19 protein-coding genes and 1 tRNA gene are annotated in these 19,626 nt (G+C 44.4%); 7 read left to right on the plus strand and 13 right to left on the minus strand.

From position 1 onward, the window contains the following. Positions 1–5 precede the first annotated feature (5 nt). From A6E01_RS08970 to rpiB, 8 genes are read right to left on the minus strand one after another with little or no spacing between them, the layout of a single operon-like run. Positions 6–779, minus strand: coding sequence for a triose-phosphate isomerase (locus tag A6E01_RS08970; protein ID WP_065210104.1), 774 nt, complete (start codon positions 777–779; stop codon positions 6–8). Beyond that, on the minus strand, positions 776–1,411 hold the full coding sequence (gene dhaL, locus A6E01_RS08975; RefSeq protein ID WP_017027707.1) for a dihydroxyacetone kinase subunit DhaL: 636 nt from the start codon (positions 1,409–1,411) through the stop codon (positions 776–778). The genes A6E01_RS08970 and dhaL overlap by 4 nt, the downstream gene beginning before the upstream one ends. A 4-nt stretch (positions 1,412–1,415) precedes the next feature. Beyond that, positions 1,416–2,417 carry a dihydroxyacetone kinase subunit DhaK gene (locus A6E01_RS08980; RefSeq protein WP_017027706.1) on the minus strand — a complete coding sequence of 334 codons (1,002 nt, stop codon included), beginning with the start codon at positions 2,415–2,417 and terminating at the stop codon, positions 1,416–1,418. Between the two features lie 10 nt (positions 2,418–2,427). After that, complete coding sequence (locus A6E01_RS08985; protein WP_017027705.1) at positions 2,428–3,438, minus strand: 4-hydroxythreonine-4-phosphate dehydrogenase PdxA; 1,011 nt, start codon at positions 3,436–3,438, stop codon at positions 2,428–2,430. 18 nt (positions 3,439–3,456) lie between these two features. Continuing rightward, a complete protein-coding gene (locus tag A6E01_RS08990) occupies positions 3,457–4,740 on the minus strand; it encodes a TRAP transporter large permease (RefSeq protein ID WP_017027704.1) in 1,284 nt (427 codons plus the stop codon). After that, entirely contained in the window at positions 4,737–5,309 is a 573-nt protein-coding gene (locus A6E01_RS08995; RefSeq protein WP_017027703.1) for a TRAP transporter small permease, read from the minus strand. Before A6E01_RS08995 ends, A6E01_RS08990 begins: the two co-directional genes overlap by 4 nt. A 56-nt stretch (positions 5,310–5,365) precedes the next feature. Further along, positions 5,366–6,349 (minus strand): TRAP transporter substrate-binding protein, encoded by a 984-nt coding sequence (locus tag A6E01_RS09000; RefSeq protein WP_017027702.1) that lies wholly within the window; start codon positions 6,347–6,349, stop codon positions 5,366–5,368. A 38-nt stretch (positions 6,350–6,387) separates the two neighbouring features. Then, entirely contained in the window at positions 6,388–6,855 is a 468-nt protein-coding gene (gene rpiB / locus A6E01_RS09005) for a ribose 5-phosphate isomerase B (protein ID WP_017027701.1), read from the minus strand. A gap of 399 nt (positions 6,856–7,254) precedes the next feature. Here rpiB and glpX point away from each other — a divergent pair, with 399 nt between their 5' ends. Then, entirely contained in the window at positions 7,255–8,262 is a 1,008-nt protein-coding gene (gene glpX / locus A6E01_RS09010) for a class II fructose-bisphosphatase (protein ID WP_065210105.1), read from the plus strand. A gap of 97 nt (positions 8,263–8,359) precedes the next feature. After that, positions 8,360–9,334: a sugar-binding transcriptional regulator gene (locus tag A6E01_RS09015; RefSeq protein WP_026026198.1), complete on the plus strand. Its 975-nt coding sequence runs from the start codon at positions 8,360–8,362 to the stop codon at positions 9,332–9,334. Between the two features lie 47 nt (positions 9,335–9,381). On the opposite strand, the gene A6E01_RS21260 is transcribed toward A6E01_RS09015, so the two are convergent. Then, complete coding sequence (locus A6E01_RS21260) at positions 9,382–9,528, minus strand: hypothetical protein (RefSeq protein ID WP_017028962.1); 147 nt, start codon at positions 9,526–9,528, stop codon at positions 9,382–9,384. Positions 9,529–9,775: 247 nt separating this feature from the next. Between A6E01_RS21260 and A6E01_RS09020 the strand changes: the two genes are divergently transcribed. From A6E01_RS09020 to A6E01_RS09030, 3 genes are all read left to right on the plus strand, one after another. Next, positions 9,776–10,126: a DUF3147 family protein gene (locus tag A6E01_RS09020; protein WP_017028961.1), complete on the plus strand. Its 351-nt coding sequence runs from the start codon at positions 9,776–9,778 to the stop codon at positions 10,124–10,126. A 302-nt stretch (positions 10,127–10,428) separates the two neighbouring features. After that, on the plus strand, positions 10,429–13,662 hold the full coding sequence (locus A6E01_RS09025; RefSeq protein WP_237334470.1) for a glycoside hydrolase family 3 protein: 3,234 nt from the start codon (positions 10,429–10,431) through the stop codon (positions 13,660–13,662). 264 nt (positions 13,663–13,926) lie between these two features. Beyond that, on the plus strand, positions 13,927–14,556 hold the full coding sequence (locus A6E01_RS09030; RefSeq protein WP_017032556.1) for a CAP domain-containing protein: 630 nt from the start codon (positions 13,927–13,929) through the stop codon (positions 14,554–14,556). A 146-nt stretch (positions 14,557–14,702) separates the two neighbouring features. Here the strand turns inward: A6E01_RS09030 and A6E01_RS09035 are convergent, their stop codons facing one another. Further along, positions 14,703–15,707 (minus strand): DUF1214 domain-containing protein, encoded by a 1,005-nt coding sequence (locus tag A6E01_RS09035; protein WP_156744617.1) that lies wholly within the window; start codon positions 15,705–15,707, stop codon positions 14,703–14,705. Positions 15,708–15,848: 141 nt separating this feature from the next. Between A6E01_RS09035 and A6E01_RS09040 the strand changes: the two genes are divergently transcribed. After that, complete coding sequence (locus A6E01_RS09040; RefSeq protein ID WP_017028957.1) at positions 15,849–16,772, plus strand: LysR family transcriptional regulator; 924 nt, start codon at positions 15,849–15,851, stop codon at positions 16,770–16,772. Positions 16,773–16,970: 198 nt separating this feature from the next. Here A6E01_RS09040 and A6E01_RS09045 read toward each other — a convergent pair. Next, a tRNA-Arg gene (locus tag A6E01_RS09045) sits at positions 16,971–17,047 on the minus strand. A 200-nt stretch (positions 17,048–17,247) separates the two neighbouring features. Between A6E01_RS09045 and folD the strand changes: the two genes are divergently transcribed. Beyond that, positions 17,248–18,102 carry a bifunctional methylenetetrahydrofolate dehydrogenase/methenyltetrahydrofolate cyclohydrolase FolD gene (gene folD, locus A6E01_RS09050; protein ID WP_017029469.1) on the plus strand — a complete coding sequence of 285 codons (855 nt, stop codon included), beginning with the start codon at positions 17,248–17,250 and terminating at the stop codon, positions 18,100–18,102. 54 nt (positions 18,103–18,156) lie between these two features. On the opposite strand, the gene A6E01_RS09055 is transcribed toward folD, so the two are convergent. Continuing rightward, positions 18,157–19,155 (minus strand): lytic murein transglycosylase, encoded by a 999-nt coding sequence (locus tag A6E01_RS09055; RefSeq protein WP_017029470.1) that lies wholly within the window; start codon positions 19,153–19,155, stop codon positions 18,157–18,159. Positions 19,156–19,188: 33 nt separating this feature from the next. Beyond that, entirely contained in the window at positions 19,189–19,476 is a 288-nt protein-coding gene (locus A6E01_RS09060) for a YcgL domain-containing protein (RefSeq protein WP_017029471.1), read from the minus strand. Positions 19,477–19,626 lie beyond the last annotated feature (150 nt).

Consider the following 19,626-nt stretch of genomic DNA (forward strand, 5'->3'; position numbering starts at 1 on the left):
CTAATTTAGTTCGCTTTGCTTTGCGCTATTTCTAGCAAATGGCAATACCCATCGGCATTCCAAGCAGTACGGCCCACAAACAAGCCATCGATATTCGCTTGGTCTAGTAGTTCAGAGGCGTTATCAAGATTGACACTGCCACCATAAAGTAGAACCATTTTTTGCGAAATTGATGAACCAAACTCAGCGCTCAAAGCATTACGAATCGCTAAGTGCACTCGCTCTGCTTCCTCTGATGTCGCAGGGATACCCTGCTCACCTATCGCCCACACCGGTTCATAAGCAATAATGACATCTGTAACTTGCTCTTTTGGCACTTCGTATAAGGCAATCTTCACCTGCCTAATGACTGACTCTGCTGACACACCCCAACGCTTTTCATCGTGAGTATCGCCCACACACACTAAAGGGGTTAAGCCATGCTTGAGACTAGCAAGTACCTTTTTGTTTACTCGTTCATCCGTTTCACCAAACATCGCGCGTCGCTCAGAATGGCCAATTTCAACCAGAGTGGCTCCACAATCTTTTACCTGTATGGGTGACACTTCTCCTGTATAAGCGCCTTCATCCTGCCAACAGATATTCTGTGAGCCGATGCGAACACCTTTATCATTCAGTTGCTCACTCACCTGTTGAATGTATGGAAAAGAAGGGATCACAAAAGGTTGAACCGACTCCGAGCACGCTTTTACCGCAGGTTCTACCGCGGATGCCCATGCATCCGCCGCAGCGCTGGTTTTGTTCATTTTCCAACTAGTGCCTATCCACACTTTTTTCATGCTGTCACTTGCTCCGTAGCAAACTCAGTCATAAATTGAAGAATAAACGCCATAGACACAGCACCAGGATCTGGGTGTCCTAGAGAACGTTCACCCAATGTTTTTGCCTTACCCGTTGTGGCAATCATATCTTTAGTCGCTTCTACACCTTGCTGAGCGGCAGCGGCAATGGCAGGTAAATTCTCTGCTAAATCGCCTTTGCGAGACTCAGATTCCTTAACTGCAGCCACCAATGCATCAATCATGGTTTTATCGCCAGGTTTCGCGCCGCCACGCTCATACACACCCTGTAAACCTGCTGATAAAAATTCAGACAATGTTTCAGCGTTTAGCTCGGTCGCGCCTTTAATTGCTTTTGCACCTGAACGGAACAAAGTACCAAAGATAGCGCCAGAAGCACCGCCCATAGTCGCCATCATTGTGGAGCCGATTTTTAACAGTAGCTTGCTCACATCAGCAGGTTGATAGCTCTCATCTGCTAGCAGTTCTTGGACCGCTTTGAATCCACGTTCCATACCAATGCCGTGGTCACCATCGCCAATGGTTTGGTCAAACTTAGTTAACACCGGCTCACTAGCTACCATTTGTTTAGCAACATAAGCCATCATTTCTTTTGCAATTACTACGTCCATTGTCTTACTTCCTTAAAGCAAATGAGTCACAAGGTTGGTTGTATAGTTCTTTCAGCTCTGCATCGAGCTTGAGCAGGGTCAGTGAATACCCTGACATTTCTTGAGAGGTACAGTAGTTACCCACTAGCGTGTCGTGTACTGTGATGCCACGTTCTGCCAATAGTTTGTGCGCTTGGCGAGTTGCAATAAGTAGCTCCATATAGGTCGAAGCACCCAAGTTGTTCACCAGAAGGCACACTTCATCGCCGTTTTGATAAGGCAGGTCATCACACAACTGGTCAATGAGCTTAGTTACGACTTCGTCGGCAGTGCTCATTTTCTCTCTAGCAACACCTGGTTCACCATGGAGCCCCATGCCGATTTCAAGCTCGTCATCAGGCAGTTCAAAATTAAAGGTATTGGTTTGAGGTACCGAGCCGGCAGAAAGGGCCACACCAATTGAACGTGTGTAATCACGAGCACGCTCAGTCACTTCAACGACTTTGTCGAAATCGTCATAAGCTTCCGATGCAGCACCCGCAATTTTCAATACATAAAGATCACCCGCGGTGCCACGACGTTCTTCTATTTTCTCCAGTGGCGCAGAAGCCACATCATCCCATACGCGAATGGTATGCGTCTTGATATCATCGTCATCAGCCAGCTCAGACGCGATATCAAAGTTCATGTTGTCGCCAGCATAGTTGCCATAGATATAGATAACGCCTTTACCGTTATCTACCGCCTCTGTGGTTTGCAAAATTACGTTTGGTGGTGGTGCTGCAAATATGTCGCCTAAGGCAGCTGCGTCCGCTAGACCTTTACCCACATAGCCTGCGAACAATGGTTCATGGCCAGAGCCGCCCCCCGTCAAAATAGCCACTTTATCGCTAGGTAGGTCAGTACGAATCGCGCCCGTGATACCGGGTAGGCCCTCTAGCTTGCCACTCATTGCCGCCAACAAACCCTCATATTGCTCTTTAGCAACTACCATTGGGTCATTAATCAGTTTCTTTGGCTTTCTCATGATAGTTTCCTTACGCAAATTTCTTCTGGTAGGTCGTCGCCATCTTCACTGTTGTGATCAAGGCATTTTCCATAGCAGCTGTTGATGCAATATTTTTTCCGTAGATATCAAATGCACTGCCGTGGTTTGCTGTAGCGATTGGTAGCGGAATGCCGCCTTGTACTGTAACGCCACGGTCGAAGCCCATCATTTTCAAAGCAGTAGCACCTTGGTCGTGATACATAGACACTACCGAGTTCATGTTTTGTTTTTGCACAATCCACATGGTGGTATCACCAGGGTATGGTCCAAAGGCTTGGATCCCTTTCTCTTTCGCTTTCTCAATCGCTGGCGTGATAATGGTGATTTCTTCATCGCCAAATAGGCCGCCTTCCCCACCGTGCGGGTTTAGAGCTTGTACTGCAATCTTCGGCTCTGGGAAGCCTGCTGACTTAAGAGTACGATCCATCAGCTCGATGGTTTCTAGTACTGACTCCACACTTAGATTGTCCACCACATCTTTAAATGGGATATGAGAGGTAACTCGACCCGCCCAAATGTCATCAACCACATTCACTTCACAGCCAAAATCTTTGTAATCAGTAAGCTCTGCAAACCAAGACAACTCGTCACGATGCGCTAGACCCGCCATATGCATTGCTTGTTTGTTCAGAGGAGCAAAACAGATTCCGTGAGTTTTTCCAGCAAGAGTAAGATCTACAGCTATCTTCAAAGAGTCCAATACGTATTGACCACCCTGCGCGGTCGCCTTGCCGTATTCAATGTCATCTGCATGAGAGTTCTTGAATGTCAGTAGCGCTGGCGTATTGTTTTTAAACTCGGCTTCTTCAAAGCTTGATACTAGCTGGTAGTCAAAGCTTGCCTGCGCCACATCCATGCCTTTACGTAATTCGTACTCTTCAGCAATAATTAATATGTTAGCCAGCTCTCTATTCTTTTGTTCGCTTAGCACTTTAACCGCGACTTCCGGGCCAATACCTGATGGGTCGCCTAGCACTAGAGCAATAGTTGGTTTCGTCATTTTCATTTGTCCTTAAATTTAGTTGTATAGGTAATTTACAAATCCAATAGAGATTGCGGGTACGTAGGTCGCGAGCATCAATACCGCTACTAATACTGCGATGAACATCGCGTTCACTTTTGTCACGGACCAAATATCTTTCTTAGCAATCGAACAGGCCGTAATTAATACACTGGCGACTGGTGGCGTTTGCTGTCCGATCGAGATATTCAGAGCCAACATAATGCCAAAGTGGATAGGATCGATTCCCAATTGGTGAATCAGAGGTAACACAATCGGTACTGTTAGGATGATGGCAGCTGCGCCATGCAAGAATATGCCAACGACCAGTAACATTAAGTTCAACATCATAAGAACAACATATTTGTTCTCTGAAATGCTAAGGATGCCAGCAGCCATTGCTTGAGGAACTTCTTGCTCTGTTAAAAACAGGCCCAATACAGCTGACGTCGCAACTAACAACATCACGACTGATGTACCAGTAACACCTTCCATTACTGCTTTGTAGAAGGTTTTCAACGACATTTCTTTGTAGATGAAAACTGAGATAACAAGTGCAAGCAGTACGGCAATACCTGCAGCTTCTGTTGCTGTCATAAAGCCTGATAGGATGCCACCAAGGATTGCAAACGGTAGAGTCAAAGCCCAAAAAGCATCTTTAAACGCGACCCAAAGCTTACGTAAGCTAAATGAATCTTCTCGAGGCAAGTCATACTTAACGGCGTAGTAGTAACACACACCGAACATACCTGCTGCGCCCAATAAGCCAGAAATAATGCCCGCTACAAATAGCTGTGAAATAGACACATCAGCCATTGCGCCGTAGATAATCATTGGTAGCGAGGGTGGGATAATGACAGCAAGTGATGCAGAAGAAGACGTCACAGCAGCAGAGAAGCTACCTGAATAACCACGCTTTTTCATCGCTGGAATCAAGATCGAGCCCAATGCAGCCACATCAGCAACGGCCGAGCCTGAGATTTCCGCAAAAATCATCGACACGCCCACGTTCACCATAGACAGACCACCACGCACGAAACCCACAATAGCATTAACAAAGTTAATCAATCGCAGTGAAATACCACCAGTGTTCATCAATGCACCCGCAAAAACGAACAATGGAATAGACAATAGGGTGAATTTCGAACCACCTTCAAACATCGCTAAAGCAGCGTTGTAAATTGAATCAATACCTGAGGTTGCAACCATACCAACCAAAGCAACCGCACCAATTGCAATGCCAATAGGTACATTGATCATCACAAGGGCAATCAAACAAACCAAAACTAAAATCGAACTCATTTCACTGTCTCCATGACATCGGCCATCTCTTTCTTAGCATCGCGAATGGCTTCTTCTATTTCTTCGCCTTCTTGAGTCGTGCCCTTGCTAACCATTTCCCACGCTTTAGGGAAAGAGCAAAGCTGCGCCACTACAAACAAGACTGCGCCAATAGGAAGTGCTGACTGAGCAAATGAAAGCGGAACAAATTCCAGACTGGTTAAGGTCTCATCGCCGAAGATTTGCAAGATGTAATAGCTTGCCCAGGCAATGGTGACAAAAAAACTGATAACAATAAGTTCACTAAGCAAAAAGAGTGCTTTACGGCTGGTCAGTGGCAAGCTTGCTATAAAACCACCAAAGCCCATATGAGATCGTTTAAGTGCGCAAAGCGCAGAACCGTAGAAACTAAGCCAAGCCAATAAAATGGCAGATACTTCATCGTACCAATACAAAGAAGCACCACTAAAACGGGAGAATACCGCTGTAATTATGATTGCGCTTAACGACAATAGAATCGTTGCTGAAACAACAATGAGTACTTTTTCTAAAACATTGGATATGGCATTTATACCGCTTCTAAATGACATCTTGTCCCCCAAAAGAAAGAAAAAGTCATGCCCCTTACGGGACATGACTTAAATGGTTATTGCGCGCTTGATAGTGCTTTTGTCAGCATAACATCGCCGTTATTTACGTTTTTCTTGAAGTCGTCGTAGATTGGGCCACTTGCATCAACAAATGCCTGGCGATCTGCCACATTCAGCTTCATACCACCAGCCACTAACTTGTCTTTCAGCTCGGTTTCAAGCTGTGCAGCCTGGGTGTAGCCCCATTGTTGAGCAGCCTTAGCTGATGCTTCCAAAATATCGCGAACTTCTTGAGAGTGCTTACCGTAGTGTTTTGCACCCGCAGTCAAATACGCTGGCGTGTAAACGTGATTAGTCACACTTACGTAGCTTTGAACTTCATTTAGCTTAGCGGCATAAATGTTAGTGTATGGGTTTTCTTGACCATCAATAACGCCTGTTTGCAAACCAATGAATACTTCACTGAAGCTCATAGGAGTTGGGTTTGCTCCCCAGTTCTTAAACATTTTCACACGCCAAGAGCTATTTGGAGTACGAATCTTAAGGCCTTTCAAATCAGCTGGTGTATTGATTGGGCGCTCACTGTTAGTGATGTTACGGAAGCCGTTTTCCCAAAAACCAATAACGCGATAGCCTTTCTTTTCAGCCGCAGGCGCGATATAAGGCCAGAACACTTCTTGCTCAATTTTTGCTACATGTTCACGGTCAGAAACAAGGAAAGGTAATTCAAAAAGTGCCATTTCTGAAACATGAGTAGGAAGCGTTGACGTCAATAGAGCAAGGTCAATCGTACCTAGCTTCAGTTTTTGTTGAACATCTTTGTCTTTACCTAATTGGGCAGCACCGAAAAACTTCAAGTTGTAATCGATACCTGCTTTATCAAACTCTTTGTTTGCATAGTCAGTAAAGTATTCTGTCGTGTTGTACTGAAGAGAGCCTACTTGCGCACTGGTCGCTACTTTCAGGTCTTTAGCGAACGCTGTTGAAGACATCATTACTGCTACAGCTACTGCACTTGGTATTAGAATAGTTTTTTTCATTGTTTGTTCCACGTTAGTCCATTAATTAAGCAAATTGATTAAGCGATAAATTCTTTCTCTATCTCCTTGATTCGATTTACTTTTGGGGTTGATGGCCCATCAGAAAACTCTGATATTAGCCATGTATCTAGGATGCTCTTCGCCAATTCACTGCCGATAACTCTTGCACCCATAGTAATAATTTGCGCATCGTTGCTCTTACGCGCACGCTCTGCAGAAAAGGTGTCATGGCATAAGGCGGCTCTGATTCCAGGGACCTTATTTGCAACGATTGATACACCAATACCCGTGCCACAAAGAATGATGCCTCTTTCGTGTCGCCCTTTACTTACCGCCACGCTGACTTCCTTAGCTACATCAGGGTAAAGAATTCCATCTTCTGGATCGGCTCCATAATCAACGAATTCAATTCCTTTTGAGCTCAGGTGTTGCTTCAGTATTTCTTTGAGCTCTACTGCTGCATCATCACACCCTATTGCAATCGACATCCCTACCTCACTGTTCATATGTTCTTCATAAGTTACAAATGATAGTAAACAGATTGTTACCAATCGCAACATACGACGAGTTGCAAACGCGATAATTATCACAAAAAAACAACAATACCACGCATGTCTGTGATTACGATCAAATAAAAATCCTGTGTATACAAGCTGTTTATTTATTAACCGAAAATCACTGAAAATCTATATATCTCATATTTTTCAATTACTTACTGAAACCACTCAGATAATGAAGCACTCAGTTATAAATCAATGGCCAATTGTGCATTTACCGTTGAAATGCTCAATAGAGCGCATATAGAGAATCAAAAATAATTAACATTCGTTGCTTTTTATATCAGTGAACATTTGTTAAGTTATATGAACATATGAACACACCTAACTATTGTTAAGGACACGACAATGAAACCAGAACTATCCATAGCCTTCTCTCAGGTCACAGAGGGCGCAGCATTAGCGGGTTACAAATGGCTGGGAAGAGGAGATAAGAACTCAGCGGACAAATCAGCCGTTGAAGCGATGCGTTATCTACTTAATAACACCTCTATCGATGGCAAGATTGTCATTGGAGAGGGCGAGATTGATGATGCTCCAATGCTCTACATTGGCGAAGAGCTTGGTTTAGGTGGCAGCGCTGTGGATATTGCAGTGGATCCTATAGAGGGAACACGAATGACAGCGATGGGGCAATCTAATGCTATCGCCGTTTTAGCTGCCGGAGAAAAAGGCAGCTTTCTAGAGGCGCCCGATATGTATATGGAGAAACTTGTAGTGGGTCCTAAAGCCAAAGGTTGTATCGACCTACACCTTCCCCTACAAGAAAATCTACATAACGTAGCAAAGGCACTGAACAAAGAATTAGAAGAGCTTGTTGTAGTTACCCTTGCCAAGCCTCGACATGAAACTGTTATTCGTGAAATGCAACAACAGGGAATCCGCGTGTATGCATTTCCTGATGGAGACGTCGCCGCCTCTATTCTGACGTGCATGCCAGATAGTGATATCGATCTTATGTATTGTGTTGGCGGTGCTCCAGAAGGCATTGTGACCGCCGCCGTAATGAAAGCGTTAGATGGAGATATGCACGGTAGGTTGCTCCCACGACATCAAGTCAAAGAACAATCTGATGACAATATTCGCCATGGCAATATCGAGATTAAACGCTGCATTGAAATGGGTGTTGAACCAAACCAAGTATTGGCTCTCAATGATATGGTTAAGTCAGACAATGTGATCTTCTCGGCAACGGGCATTACCAAAGGTGATTTACTTGATGGTGTTTATCGTGATGGTGACCTAATCACTACGGAAACACTCCTTATCCAAGGAAAGAACCGAACCATTCGCAAGATAAAGTCAACACACGACATTAAGCACCTAGATGCAAGCCTCGCCGAACTGGTGTGCTAATAATGTAAATTGCCTACTTTTTTACTAAAGTAGGCAATTTACCTGTTGTTAACTTATTAATTTTATTATTCTTTGTGTTATGCAGTAAAAATACTGAATGGACGCTATGAAAATCGAACAAACAGAAGAAACGAACCTACTCACCGAAATTGCTGTCGCCTATTATCAAGATGGCGCAACGCAAGAAGAGATCTCTAAGCGATTTGGACTAACCCGAGTTAAAGTGGGTCGACTTCTAAAGCGAGCTCGAGACATTGGTATCGTAGAGATCACGGTTAAGTACCATCCGGTTTTCAGTGCTAAATTAGAAGAAAAACTAAAAGAAACATTCGGCTTAAAGCGAGCTTTAATCGCTCTAGATCAACCCAGTGAAGAAGAACAACGAACACTGATCGCCAGCGTAGTTTCTACCTATCTCTCCTCTAGCCTAAACGACAACATGGTCATCTCTGTTGGACAAGGAAGAAACGTATCTGCGGTATCTGAGCATATTGGCATAGTCACCCCCAAAGAGTGCACCTTCGTTGCCAGCATCGGTGGTATTCACCCTAGAGGTGGCATGTTAAATGCCGATCATATATCTCGACAGTTTGCGAAAACCTTTGGTGGTGTGAGTGAAACCCTTTATGCCCCGGCCTACATCTCAGATCCTGACCTGCGCAATACTCTGATGAACGACATTACCGTTCGCCAAACTATGGATATTGCTCGTAAAGCTGACGTGGCATTGGTCGGTATTGGTGATCTCGCTGAGAACAGTTATATGGTTAACCAAGGCTGGTTTTCAGTTCAAGAAATGGTGGAGGCACGAATCCAACAAGGCGTTGTCGGAGAAGTGGGGGGGTATGACTTTTTCGATATTAAGGGAGAGGTTCAAGATACTAAAATGAGTAACCGCGTTGTAGGTTTAACTATTGCTGATTATCAAAAAATACCAGAGGTTATCGCGATCGCAGCAGAGAATAGTAAGCCACTCTCTATCTTAGGCGCTTTGCGCACTGGCGCCATTGATGTTCTTGCCACTAGCGTAGCAAACGCTATCACGATTCTAAACCTAGAAGCACAACAGTAAACACTTAAGACGCGCGGGTATCTACGCGCGTCTTTCTTCACGACTTGCTATGCAATCCACTGCAAACTTAGCAAAACCACACCCGTTGCAAACAAAGAAAACAAACCTACCACACCACAAATTTCATCAAAACGCATAGCGACTGTGGATGACGCATTCTTAGTATTGGTATTCACTACTGTTGCTGAGTTCATATGCACCTTCATTGTTGTAATATTTCAGATTGATGGCGACATTCTAACCAGTTATGTGATCAGCATCAATATTATATGTAACAAAAGTACAAATACCTCATTTATCTAGTTACAAACAGATCATCGCTACGTTTCGATATCAGCCACCTTTATCTTAAGCTCAGAGGGCCTTGCAAAGGTGCCAAATAAATCAGGTTTAGTGCAAGAAGGTTTCTATAATTCATAGATAATCCTAAGGGGATAAAGCATGTATTGGATCATCACTAAATACCTCATCACCGCAGGCTTAATCGTGTTCATCTCAGAGGTGGCCAAGCGCAGCGATAAACTGGGTGCGCTGGTTGCAGCATTGCCTACTGTCACTATCTTGGCTCTAATCTGGATGCACATTGAGGGATTACCTAGAGAGAAACTCGCCAATCATTCCTTTTATACCTTTTGGTACGTCCTCCCCACTCTTCCTATGTTTTTGCTCTTCCCTATCCTTATAGAACGTTTTACGTTTTGGATTTCATTGCTGTTATGTGTCGGACTTTCCCTATTCTGTTTTGGCGCAGTGGCGCTTCTGGCAAGGTTTGTAGGTGTACAATTACTTTAACCTTATGAAATGCGTTAAAAATGAATAACATAGACACTTTAAATATTTTATGTAAGCGCTTACATAACTAGCTGAAAATAACTCTAACCCGGATCATGTTTTGACACACTCTGTCATTTGATTTGCACTATTTCTAGGTCACTCACATTTAAAATTAATCATACAAGTCAATGGGTTACAACTTGAATTGGCGCACATTTATACAATTAAATTCACTTTAATATCATGCATAGAGCGTATGAATGTTACCCCCGCATATCAATGCTCTACGGATATCATTTACCTCACTGACGAGACCAATAATGAAAACAAAAATAAATTTACTCTCCAGTGTAATTTCGGCCACATTAATCTTAGGTTGTACTTCTTTGGGCGCCAAAGAAAGCGCTTTCACAATTCCCCACTTTGATGAATGGCCCCAAGTAGACAGTGTTGTTAAAACCAACCCCGGCATAGAAAATCGAGTTCAAAAAATTCTAGCGAAAATGACGCTGGAAGAAAAAGTGGGCCAGATGGTTCAGCCCGACCTTCGCGAAGTCACTCCAGAAGAAGCCAAAGAATATAAACTGGGTTCCTTGTTAAACGGTGGCGGGGGTTGGCCAAATGAGGACAAATACGCCACAGCAGAAGATTGGGCAAAAGAGTCAGATAAATACTGGTTTGCTCTAAAAGAAGCGTATGCCGATAGAGGCTTCGATATCCCGTTCATTTGGGCAACCGATGCAGTACACGGTCACAACAACGTATTCAAGGCGACGGTATTCCCGCACAACATTGGTCTAGGTGCCGCCAGAAACCCTGACCTTATTGAAGAGATCGGTCGTGCCACCGCAAAAGAAATCGTGGCTACCGGTCTAGATTGGACCTTTGCACCAACGGTTGCGTCTCCTCGAGATTATCGCTGGGGCCGAGTCTATGAAGGCTACTCAGAAGATCCTGAGGTGATTTACGCTTATGCAGGCCGTATGGTTACCGGTCTTCAAGGTGGTAAAAACGGTATCAAGACCGACAGTCACGTCATCTCTAACGTGAAACACTGGGTTGGCGACGGCGGTACCCTTGATGGTGTTGACCGCGGCGAAAACCACTACAGCGAGGAGTATTTAAGAAACATCCATGCTACCGGTTACTTCTCAGGGCTAAATGCTGGCGCTCAGGTAGTCATGAGCTCATTTAACTCTTGGCACAACCCTGCTAACTACGACCAAACGGGTACGGGTGAGTACAACTATAAGATCCACGGCAGTAAGTATCTTCTCAATGATGTACTAAAGGACGAAATGGGCTTTGACGGCATCATTGTTACCGACTGGAATGGTCAAGGTGAGATCAACGGTTGTACCGCTGCAAACTGTCCAGAGGCAGTGAATGCGGGTAACGATGTATTCATGGTGACCTCTCGCAACGATTGGAAGTCTTTCTACCACAATGTCATTCAGCAAGTGGAAGATGGCATTATCCCAATGGAACGTATTGATGACGCGGTTACCCGTATTCTGCGTGTGAAAATGCGCGCGCAGCTTTGGGAAAAACCACAACCATCGCTTCGTACCTATGCGGGTAAATCTGACATCTTAGGTGCGGATGAGCATCGCGCATTGGCGAGAGAAGCCGTGAGCCAATCACTCGTTCTTCTAAAGAATAACGACAATATTCTGCCACTTTCACCTAATCAAAAATACTTGGTTCTAGGTAGTGCGGCAAATGACATTCAAAAACAAACCGGTGGCTGGACACTGACTTGGCAAGGCACAGAAAATGAAATCGAGCGCGATTTCCCTGGTGCTCAAACCATGCTGATGGCCATGCGTGAGCTAGTAGGTGAAGAAAATGTCATTACTGATATTAATCAAGCCGATGAAGACACCACGGCAATTGTTGTGTTTGGTGAAGACCCATACGCTGAGATGTTTGGTGACATTAAGAAGAACCAAACCCTTGAATACGCCACATTAAAATCCAAGTATGGCGAAGACTTAGATCTCATTCGAGAACTGAAACAACAAGGCAATCCTGTGGTTTCTGTGTTCTATTCTGGCCGTCCATTGTACGTCAATGAAGAAATCAATAAATCAGATGCATTCGTTGCAGCATGGCTTCCGGGTACAGAAGCAGGAGGCATCACCGATGTACTCTTTGCTCAAGACAACCATGGTTTCACCGGTTCATTGTCTTACTCTTGGCCTAACCTAAAATGCTCGACAACCATCAACCGTCACGCACCAAACATTAAAGACTACGTGACTCCAGAAACAGAGCAAGACATTGAAGGCGAGCACAAGCCACTATTCCCTTACGGCTATGGCTTGACCTACTCTAGCAATACCGAAGATCAAGACTTGGATAACTTGCCTCTAGATCCTCGAGAGTTTGGCTGTGGGCAGGACAAACCTGACGATGGCATCGCTACCGAGCCTCTAGAAATCTTTGGACGTTCAAGCTCTGGTGAGTTTGTTGCAAGAATGTCTGGCGATAATACCGGTTGGGCTGGCGTTGATGTTTCAAATGGTTCAGAAACCACCATTGGTAACCTAACGACTCACCCTATCAACTACATGCACCAGCAAGATGCTATTAATGTGACTTTCTCAGGAGAAGGCGCGCGTCAACTGTACATGCAAACCTATGACGAGCAAGGTGAGGATAGAAACTCATATCTCAATGCGGATGCAACGCTGCAGTTTGATATCGATGTGAAGAAAGAAATACCTGATAACTTCATTCTATCAATGCACTGTGAGTGGCCTTGTTTTGGCGAAGTGGAAGTCGGAAAAGTTCTACCAAAACCACTGGCAGACCCATCACAGAGCAACTGGCAAACCATCAAGATACCTTTGCAGTGTCTTGCTGATGAAGGCATGAGCTTCCCAATGATGAATACCGCATTCCTGCTGTACTCAAACGAGTCTCAAGAATTCGAATTTAACCTTGGTGAAATTCGCTTTGTACCTCGTTCAATCGATCCTGCTGAAGATGCGCTAACTTGTGAAGAAATAGCAGGTGAAGTATTGCCTCCACTTGATCAAGACGTTGTCGATGTAAGCGCGCTTTGGCCAAACCTAACCGACTACAAGGTGAATACGGATGACTGGCAAGGTATCGAAGGTCATATGACTTATCAAAGACTGTCGAATGGCGATTTAAGCGTTGCCTACGATGCAACAAGTCCAGAAAGCTACAAAGGTATTGTCTTCGTTCAAGGTGAGCCTCAGAACCTAGAAAACTACCTTGATGGCACGCTAGAGTTTGAGCTTTATGTAGAAACCTATGGTACTCCAGCCAACGAGGGTGAAAATGCCACTCAAGGCTTAGTGATCAAGATGGAATCTCCAGAAGGCCCTGGTGATGACCTACTATTGCCTCGCGCTGATTACCCTTTGGGCGAGTGGCACAAGGTCTCAGTACCAATGTCACAACTTAACACTGGTAGCTTAAACATTAACAATGTGAATACCCCACTCGCTTCGCTACCGTCATGGAATGCTAGCCAAGCTGGATTTACATTCACAGTGAGAAACATTGAGCTAATTAAGTAGCTATTGGTTAGTACTTACTACTAAATCAAAAGGTCAGGTCTATTATAGACTTGACCTTTTTCTTTTTTGTCTGGTTAAAAAACACTCTTTCACAATAACTCCATAAATCAATCACCTAGAATCGGCCCCATTTTTGCTTTGTCAGAACAACGTAAGAATCACCCTGCATATATTGATGTGCTCAATAATCGAGCCGTATAGTGGCTCGTGTGAACACGTTTTAATCAAAGTACAGGTGCTGTACAAGGTAGTTTAGGTACAACAATGCGATATATACCGATCATCCTTTTGTCGACTCTTTTAATCGGTTGTGGCTCAGGTTCGAGTTCTACGAGTAACTCCGAGCCCAATTCAGAAACAGACCCAACAAACGATCCCATAGCGACGGTTCCCGATAGTGACGGAAGCACACCAGGAAACGAGGACGGCTCAGAGCCAGAATCAACGTCACCCGACGAGCAAACCCCAGAACAAGATGACTTCGCAAGCTTGATGCTAACTGCAGTCAATCACGCCCGCTCAATAGAGCAAAACTGTGGCGGAACCATCATGCCAGCAGTACCTGCCCTAAAATGGAATTATGACTTAGAAGCAGCCGCATTCAGGCACTCAAGTGATATGGCTAATGGCGATTTCATGGATCACACAGGCTCGGATGGCAGCACACCCGCAGAACGCGTCGCAGATACCGGCTATTCAGCCAATGCATGGGCAGAAAATGTCGCCGCTGGGCAAAATTCAATAGACGACGTCATGGCATCATGGATGAGCAGCGCTGGCCACTGCCAAAATATAATGAGCAGTAATGTCACAGAGATGGGCGCAAGCGCAGTAGAAAATGCAGATACCCAATACGGCATCTACTGGACACAGGTGTTTGCTAATGCTTGGTAAAGTTGTGAGGTGATGCGTTCCAACCAGATTTTCATAAATTGCAATTAAGCATCATCAGAAAGTAGTTATTCCTGTTGGTTAAGCAGATACAAAAAAGCAGTGAAGAAGAACTCCACTGCCTTTTCTTTTTTACGACGCTTTTTTGATTACTGAGTAACAACAGTCGCTGTAGGTAAATTCATGAACGCTTCGATTTCAGGCTCGTACGCTCTCAAGACAATATTCCAAGGCTTCGCTGCGTAAAGATAGTTTTCAGCACCTTCTTTACACTCTTTCGGGCCAACCGTCACTTCAATCTGACCCGTTTCATCACCTTTGATTGTGTTGCTTTCATCGGCCATTAAGAACATATCTTTGCCGTAAATAGTCAGGCTGTAAAAACCGTTAGCGTTAGTATCCACAACAGGACCTTCAAACGTCACTGTGCTGCACTCTAGATCTTTAGGGCCAGGGATCAATTTATATGATGCACGTTCTTCGGCACTCAACCCCCAACCTGCAGCACTAATTAGCGTGTATTTTTCCCAATCAGCGATTTTGTCGGTTGTTTCAACCATGCCACCTGAGCTATCCATCGGACTTTTTGCAAACTCTTGCTTTAATGCAGTACGCGTAGCAAGCAATTTATCTAAGTCGTACGAAGGTAGAGGGTTTGCATTAGTAGCGGTGACTGAGAGTTCATTTGAAATAACGTCAATTTGCTCTTCAGCATCAGCGTTATCTTCGACACCAATACGCACTAATATACCAACATGGTTATCAAACTTTTCAGAAGAGAAAGTGTACTCACCACCTTTAGTAAGATGAACCGGTGTGGTGTGCGTATCAAGGTTGATAATTTGCGCAGTGACTAGACGGCTGTTATCAACTGGCAAGTTAAGCGTAAACCCTCCTGTCGTATCGACGATAGCCGCTGTGTATAACACATTCACGTTTGGAGTCGTTAGGATTTGGTTGTTCACACTTGCAATGCTAGGCGTATTGAATGTGTTAAGACCATTTACTTTTACTAGGTTGGCTGCAAAATCCATCCCTTCAGACCAAATGAATTCTTCTGATGTCAAGCCTGTTGCTTCAGGGCGCGTGCCCCAATCAGACGTATCCACAACCGTCTCGGGAGCGACAGACAAAGCAATCATTGATTTTTTCATTATTAAGACCCTATTTTCAGTAAAAGATGCAACGTCCTGTCGCTGGAAGTGCCGTCATAATATAAAGTCACTTGTTAATTGGATATTCATTAGATTTGCATTTAGTCTTAAGCTGTACTTAATACCTAAGCAGAGCATAAGATGACAAAAGATAAACTGAAGAACCTAGATTTAAACTTACTCAAGTTATTCTCTGTCGTTTATCAACAAAGAAACTTAAAGCGTTCATCCGAACTGCTATTTATATCCCCACCAGCCGTCAGTCAAAACATCAGTAAATTAAGAAATCATTTTGACGACGAACTGTTCATCAAGACCACAAAAGGCTTTGATGTGACTCCTTTTGCAGACAGTTTATTCAAGGCACTGACACCCATCATGGAGCAATTATCAGTTGCATTGAATGAACATCATCAATTCGATCCCGGCAATCTAGAAGGCACTATTACCATTGAAATGGGACAACAAATCCTACCCTGGCTACCCTCCCTACTGTTTTCACAGATCGCGAACGTGTCTCCCAATGTCGCCTTTGCCGCTCACAACATCACTCAAGACACGCCTAGAATGATTCTAAGCGAGCAAGTCGATATGGCGATTCAGTTTCAATTTGCCCACATGAGCAAAGATATCTACGAGATGCCCTTGGTCGATGTCGAAGTGTTTGCAATGGTAAGGGAAGACCATCCTCTGAAAGAAAAGGCCGTTGAGGTTGAAGCGCTACTCAATTACAACTTTGCTTTAATTGAAATGCCGTTATTTAACCAGTTCCACTCTTCACTCATTGAAGCCTCAATGGAAAAACGTGGTACGCCTATAAAAGTCATGTATCGGAGCACTTCAGCCAGTAGCGTGAAACAGGCAGCACTGAACTCCGACCTGATTTTCCCTGCGCTTGGCAACTACGCTAAGCATTGTGGTGAGGGATTACGCGCTATCCAAGTCACCAACATACCCGAAGTAAACAAATTAACCTTATGCGCCTACATCCACAGAAAAAACCGCAAAAGCAAAAAGCATCTTTGGTTGTATGAAATGGTCAAATCAAAATTACAGGGCGATTAGGCGACGACTTTAGTATTGATATAGCCACCATGGCAGCCAATAATTCAATATATAGACTTGCAGTTGGTGCGTATCAGAACGACAGAAGTTTTAGGGAGGTTCAAATCCTTTCATCTCTAACCAAGAGCTAACTAGACTATGAACAGCAAAAACGAAAAAGGCCTGACAACTTAAAAAGTCGTCAGGCCTTATAGAATGTGGCGCGCCCTGTAGGATTCGAACCTACGACCACATCCTTAGAAGGGACGTGCTCTATCCAGCTGAGCTAAGGGCGCGCTATGGGGAAGGATTATACGAGTTGAGAATCAATGGTCAACGGCTTTATTGAACATTATGATCTAAGTGCCGAAAAAAAAGTCAACGTTATACATTGTGGATATAAAATACCCGACGCAAACGTTTGCTATGTAGCAAAACTGTTTCGTTTCTGCGACAATGCGCCAAAATGTTGAACCGCCTTAACTTAGGGATCGTCATGACTGCTCAAAACATTGATGGAAAACTGATTTCTCAAACCGTTCGTTCTGAAGTTTCAGCGCGAGTAAAAGCTCGCACTGAGGCTGGATTACGTGCACCTGGCCTAGCTGTTGTTCTTGTGGGTCAAGACCCTGCATCTCAAGTTTATGTGGGTAGTAAGCGCCGCGCTTGTGATGAGGTTGGCTTTGTGTCGAAGTCTTTTGACTTGCCCTCTACCGCTACCGCGCAAGAGCTTTTAGAGCTGATTGACCAGCTCAATGCTGATAATGAAATCGACGGTATCTTGGTTCAGCTTCCTCTTCCAGCGGGTATCGACTCTACTGAGATCCTTGAGCGTATCACTCCAGAGAAAGACGTGGATGGCTTCCACCCTTATAACGTGGGTCGTCTCGCACAACGCATGCCTAAGCTTCGCTCTTGTACGCCAAAGGGTATCATCACTCTGCTAGAGCGTTACAACGTACCAACACACGGTAAGCATGCGGTAATCGTCGGCGCATCCAACATCGTTGGCCGCCCTATGACCCTTGAGCTTCTGCTAGCGGGCTGCACAACTACAACCTGTCACCGCTTTACTAAAGACTTAGAGAGCCACGTGCGTCAGGCTGACGTGCTTGTGGTTGCGGTAGGTAAGCCTAACTTTATTCCGGGTAACTGGGTGAAAGAAGGCGCGATCGTGATTGATGTAGGCATTAACCGCCTAGACAATGGCAAGCTAATTGGTGACGTTGAGTATGATGTTGCACGTGAGAGAGCAAGTCTTATCACTCCAGTACCAGGCGGTGTTGGCCCAATGACAGTGGCAAGTTTGATTGAAAACACCATGATTGCCTGCGAGCAGTTTGGTAAATAAGCTTTAAGACTGCACAAACAAAACAAAAAGAGCGAGGATAATCCTCGCTCTTTTTTATAATGATTTCAGCTGATCCGCTAAATGACTCACCGCCAAACCAAAGTAGTAGGAGCGGTTCCATTTCATCAATACTTGATAGTTGTTGTACACCAAATACACCCTGCCAGATGGTGAATCTGGCGCTATCAGCCAAGCATCAATATCCTTTTTAAGCTTAGGTAAATCATGCCCTTGCAGGTTGCGAACACCCAACTCTTGCCACTGCGTCAATGTTTTAGCTTGCTCAGGCTGTCGCCCAAAAAGGCTATCATCTAGAGACTCAGATAAGGTCACCTGACGACCCCAGGTATAGGTATCATTCCATCCAGATTGCTTTAGATAGTTAGCAGCAGAGGCGAACACATCGGATTCATTCTTCCAAATATTCTTGGTGCCATCGCCATTACCATCAGCCGCGTAATTTAAGAAAGAACTTGGCATAAACTGAGGCTGACCCATAGCTCCAGCCCACGACCCTTTCATATTTTTCGCGGTGATATGACCTTCATCTAAAATGGTTAGCGCCGCCATCAGCTCATTGCGAAAAAACGTCTCACGGCGCCCTTCATAAGCCATAGTGGTCAAAGCATCAATCACATTGTAGCCGCCAGTCAGCACGCCAAAGTTACTCTCAACGCCCCATAGAGCAACGATAAACCTTGGCTGCACGCCATAAAGCTCACCGATGCGCTCGAGCTCAGCTTGATGTTGACGATATTTCTGCTTGGCCTGTTTTACCTTCCACTTCGGTACCGCTCTAGGTATGTACTCATCCAGAGTGATTTTGTTTTCTGGCTGAGAACGGTCAGCCGATACCGCACGAGGCTTAAACTGCACATTAGCAAAGGCACTTTCTACAGTTTTAGACGTAATCCCCTGCTCTGCTGCCTCGTTTTTTAACGCAACAACGTACTCATCAAAGCTGACATCTCGCTTAGGTATCTGCGTATTCGCTGATACTGAAACACTACTTGCTAGTAAGATAAGCCCAATGCTTTTTGCGCATTTCAACATCCTTATCATGCTATCTCTATTCCTTTATGCGTGTTAATCAGCCGAATCGTCTTGCTCTTTTTTACGTCGCTTATAGGCATCCAATTCATTCTCAACTGGAGGTGGCAACTGCAAGAAGAAGCCATCGCTTAATAGTGATTCTTTTACTTTTTCGACATTGACAGTGGCAAGACCGCGCTTCGCGAGATTCACCACCATCACCATGGTCGGCTTACCGAACATCTGCATTAATTGATCTGGCACTGCAGAAAAATCATCTTTTTTAGTGATGTAGAGGTACATCCCCTGTTTTTTGTTACTTTTATAGATTGCACAAATCATATATCGCCTTGATCTATCGAGTTCATATCCAAGCTTAAACAGCTAAAGTGTCAATTTTAAAGACTTTGTGTGATTTTGAGCTTAAAACCAACATTTGACAACAAGTTACTTGTTCGTTGTCACTATGATAGATAACATAACAGGTAACTG

Origin of the sequence: Vibrio breoganii, assembly GCF_001677275.1 — a bacterium.
GTDB lineage: Bacteria > Pseudomonadota > Gammaproteobacteria > Enterobacterales > Vibrionaceae > Vibrio > Vibrio breoganii.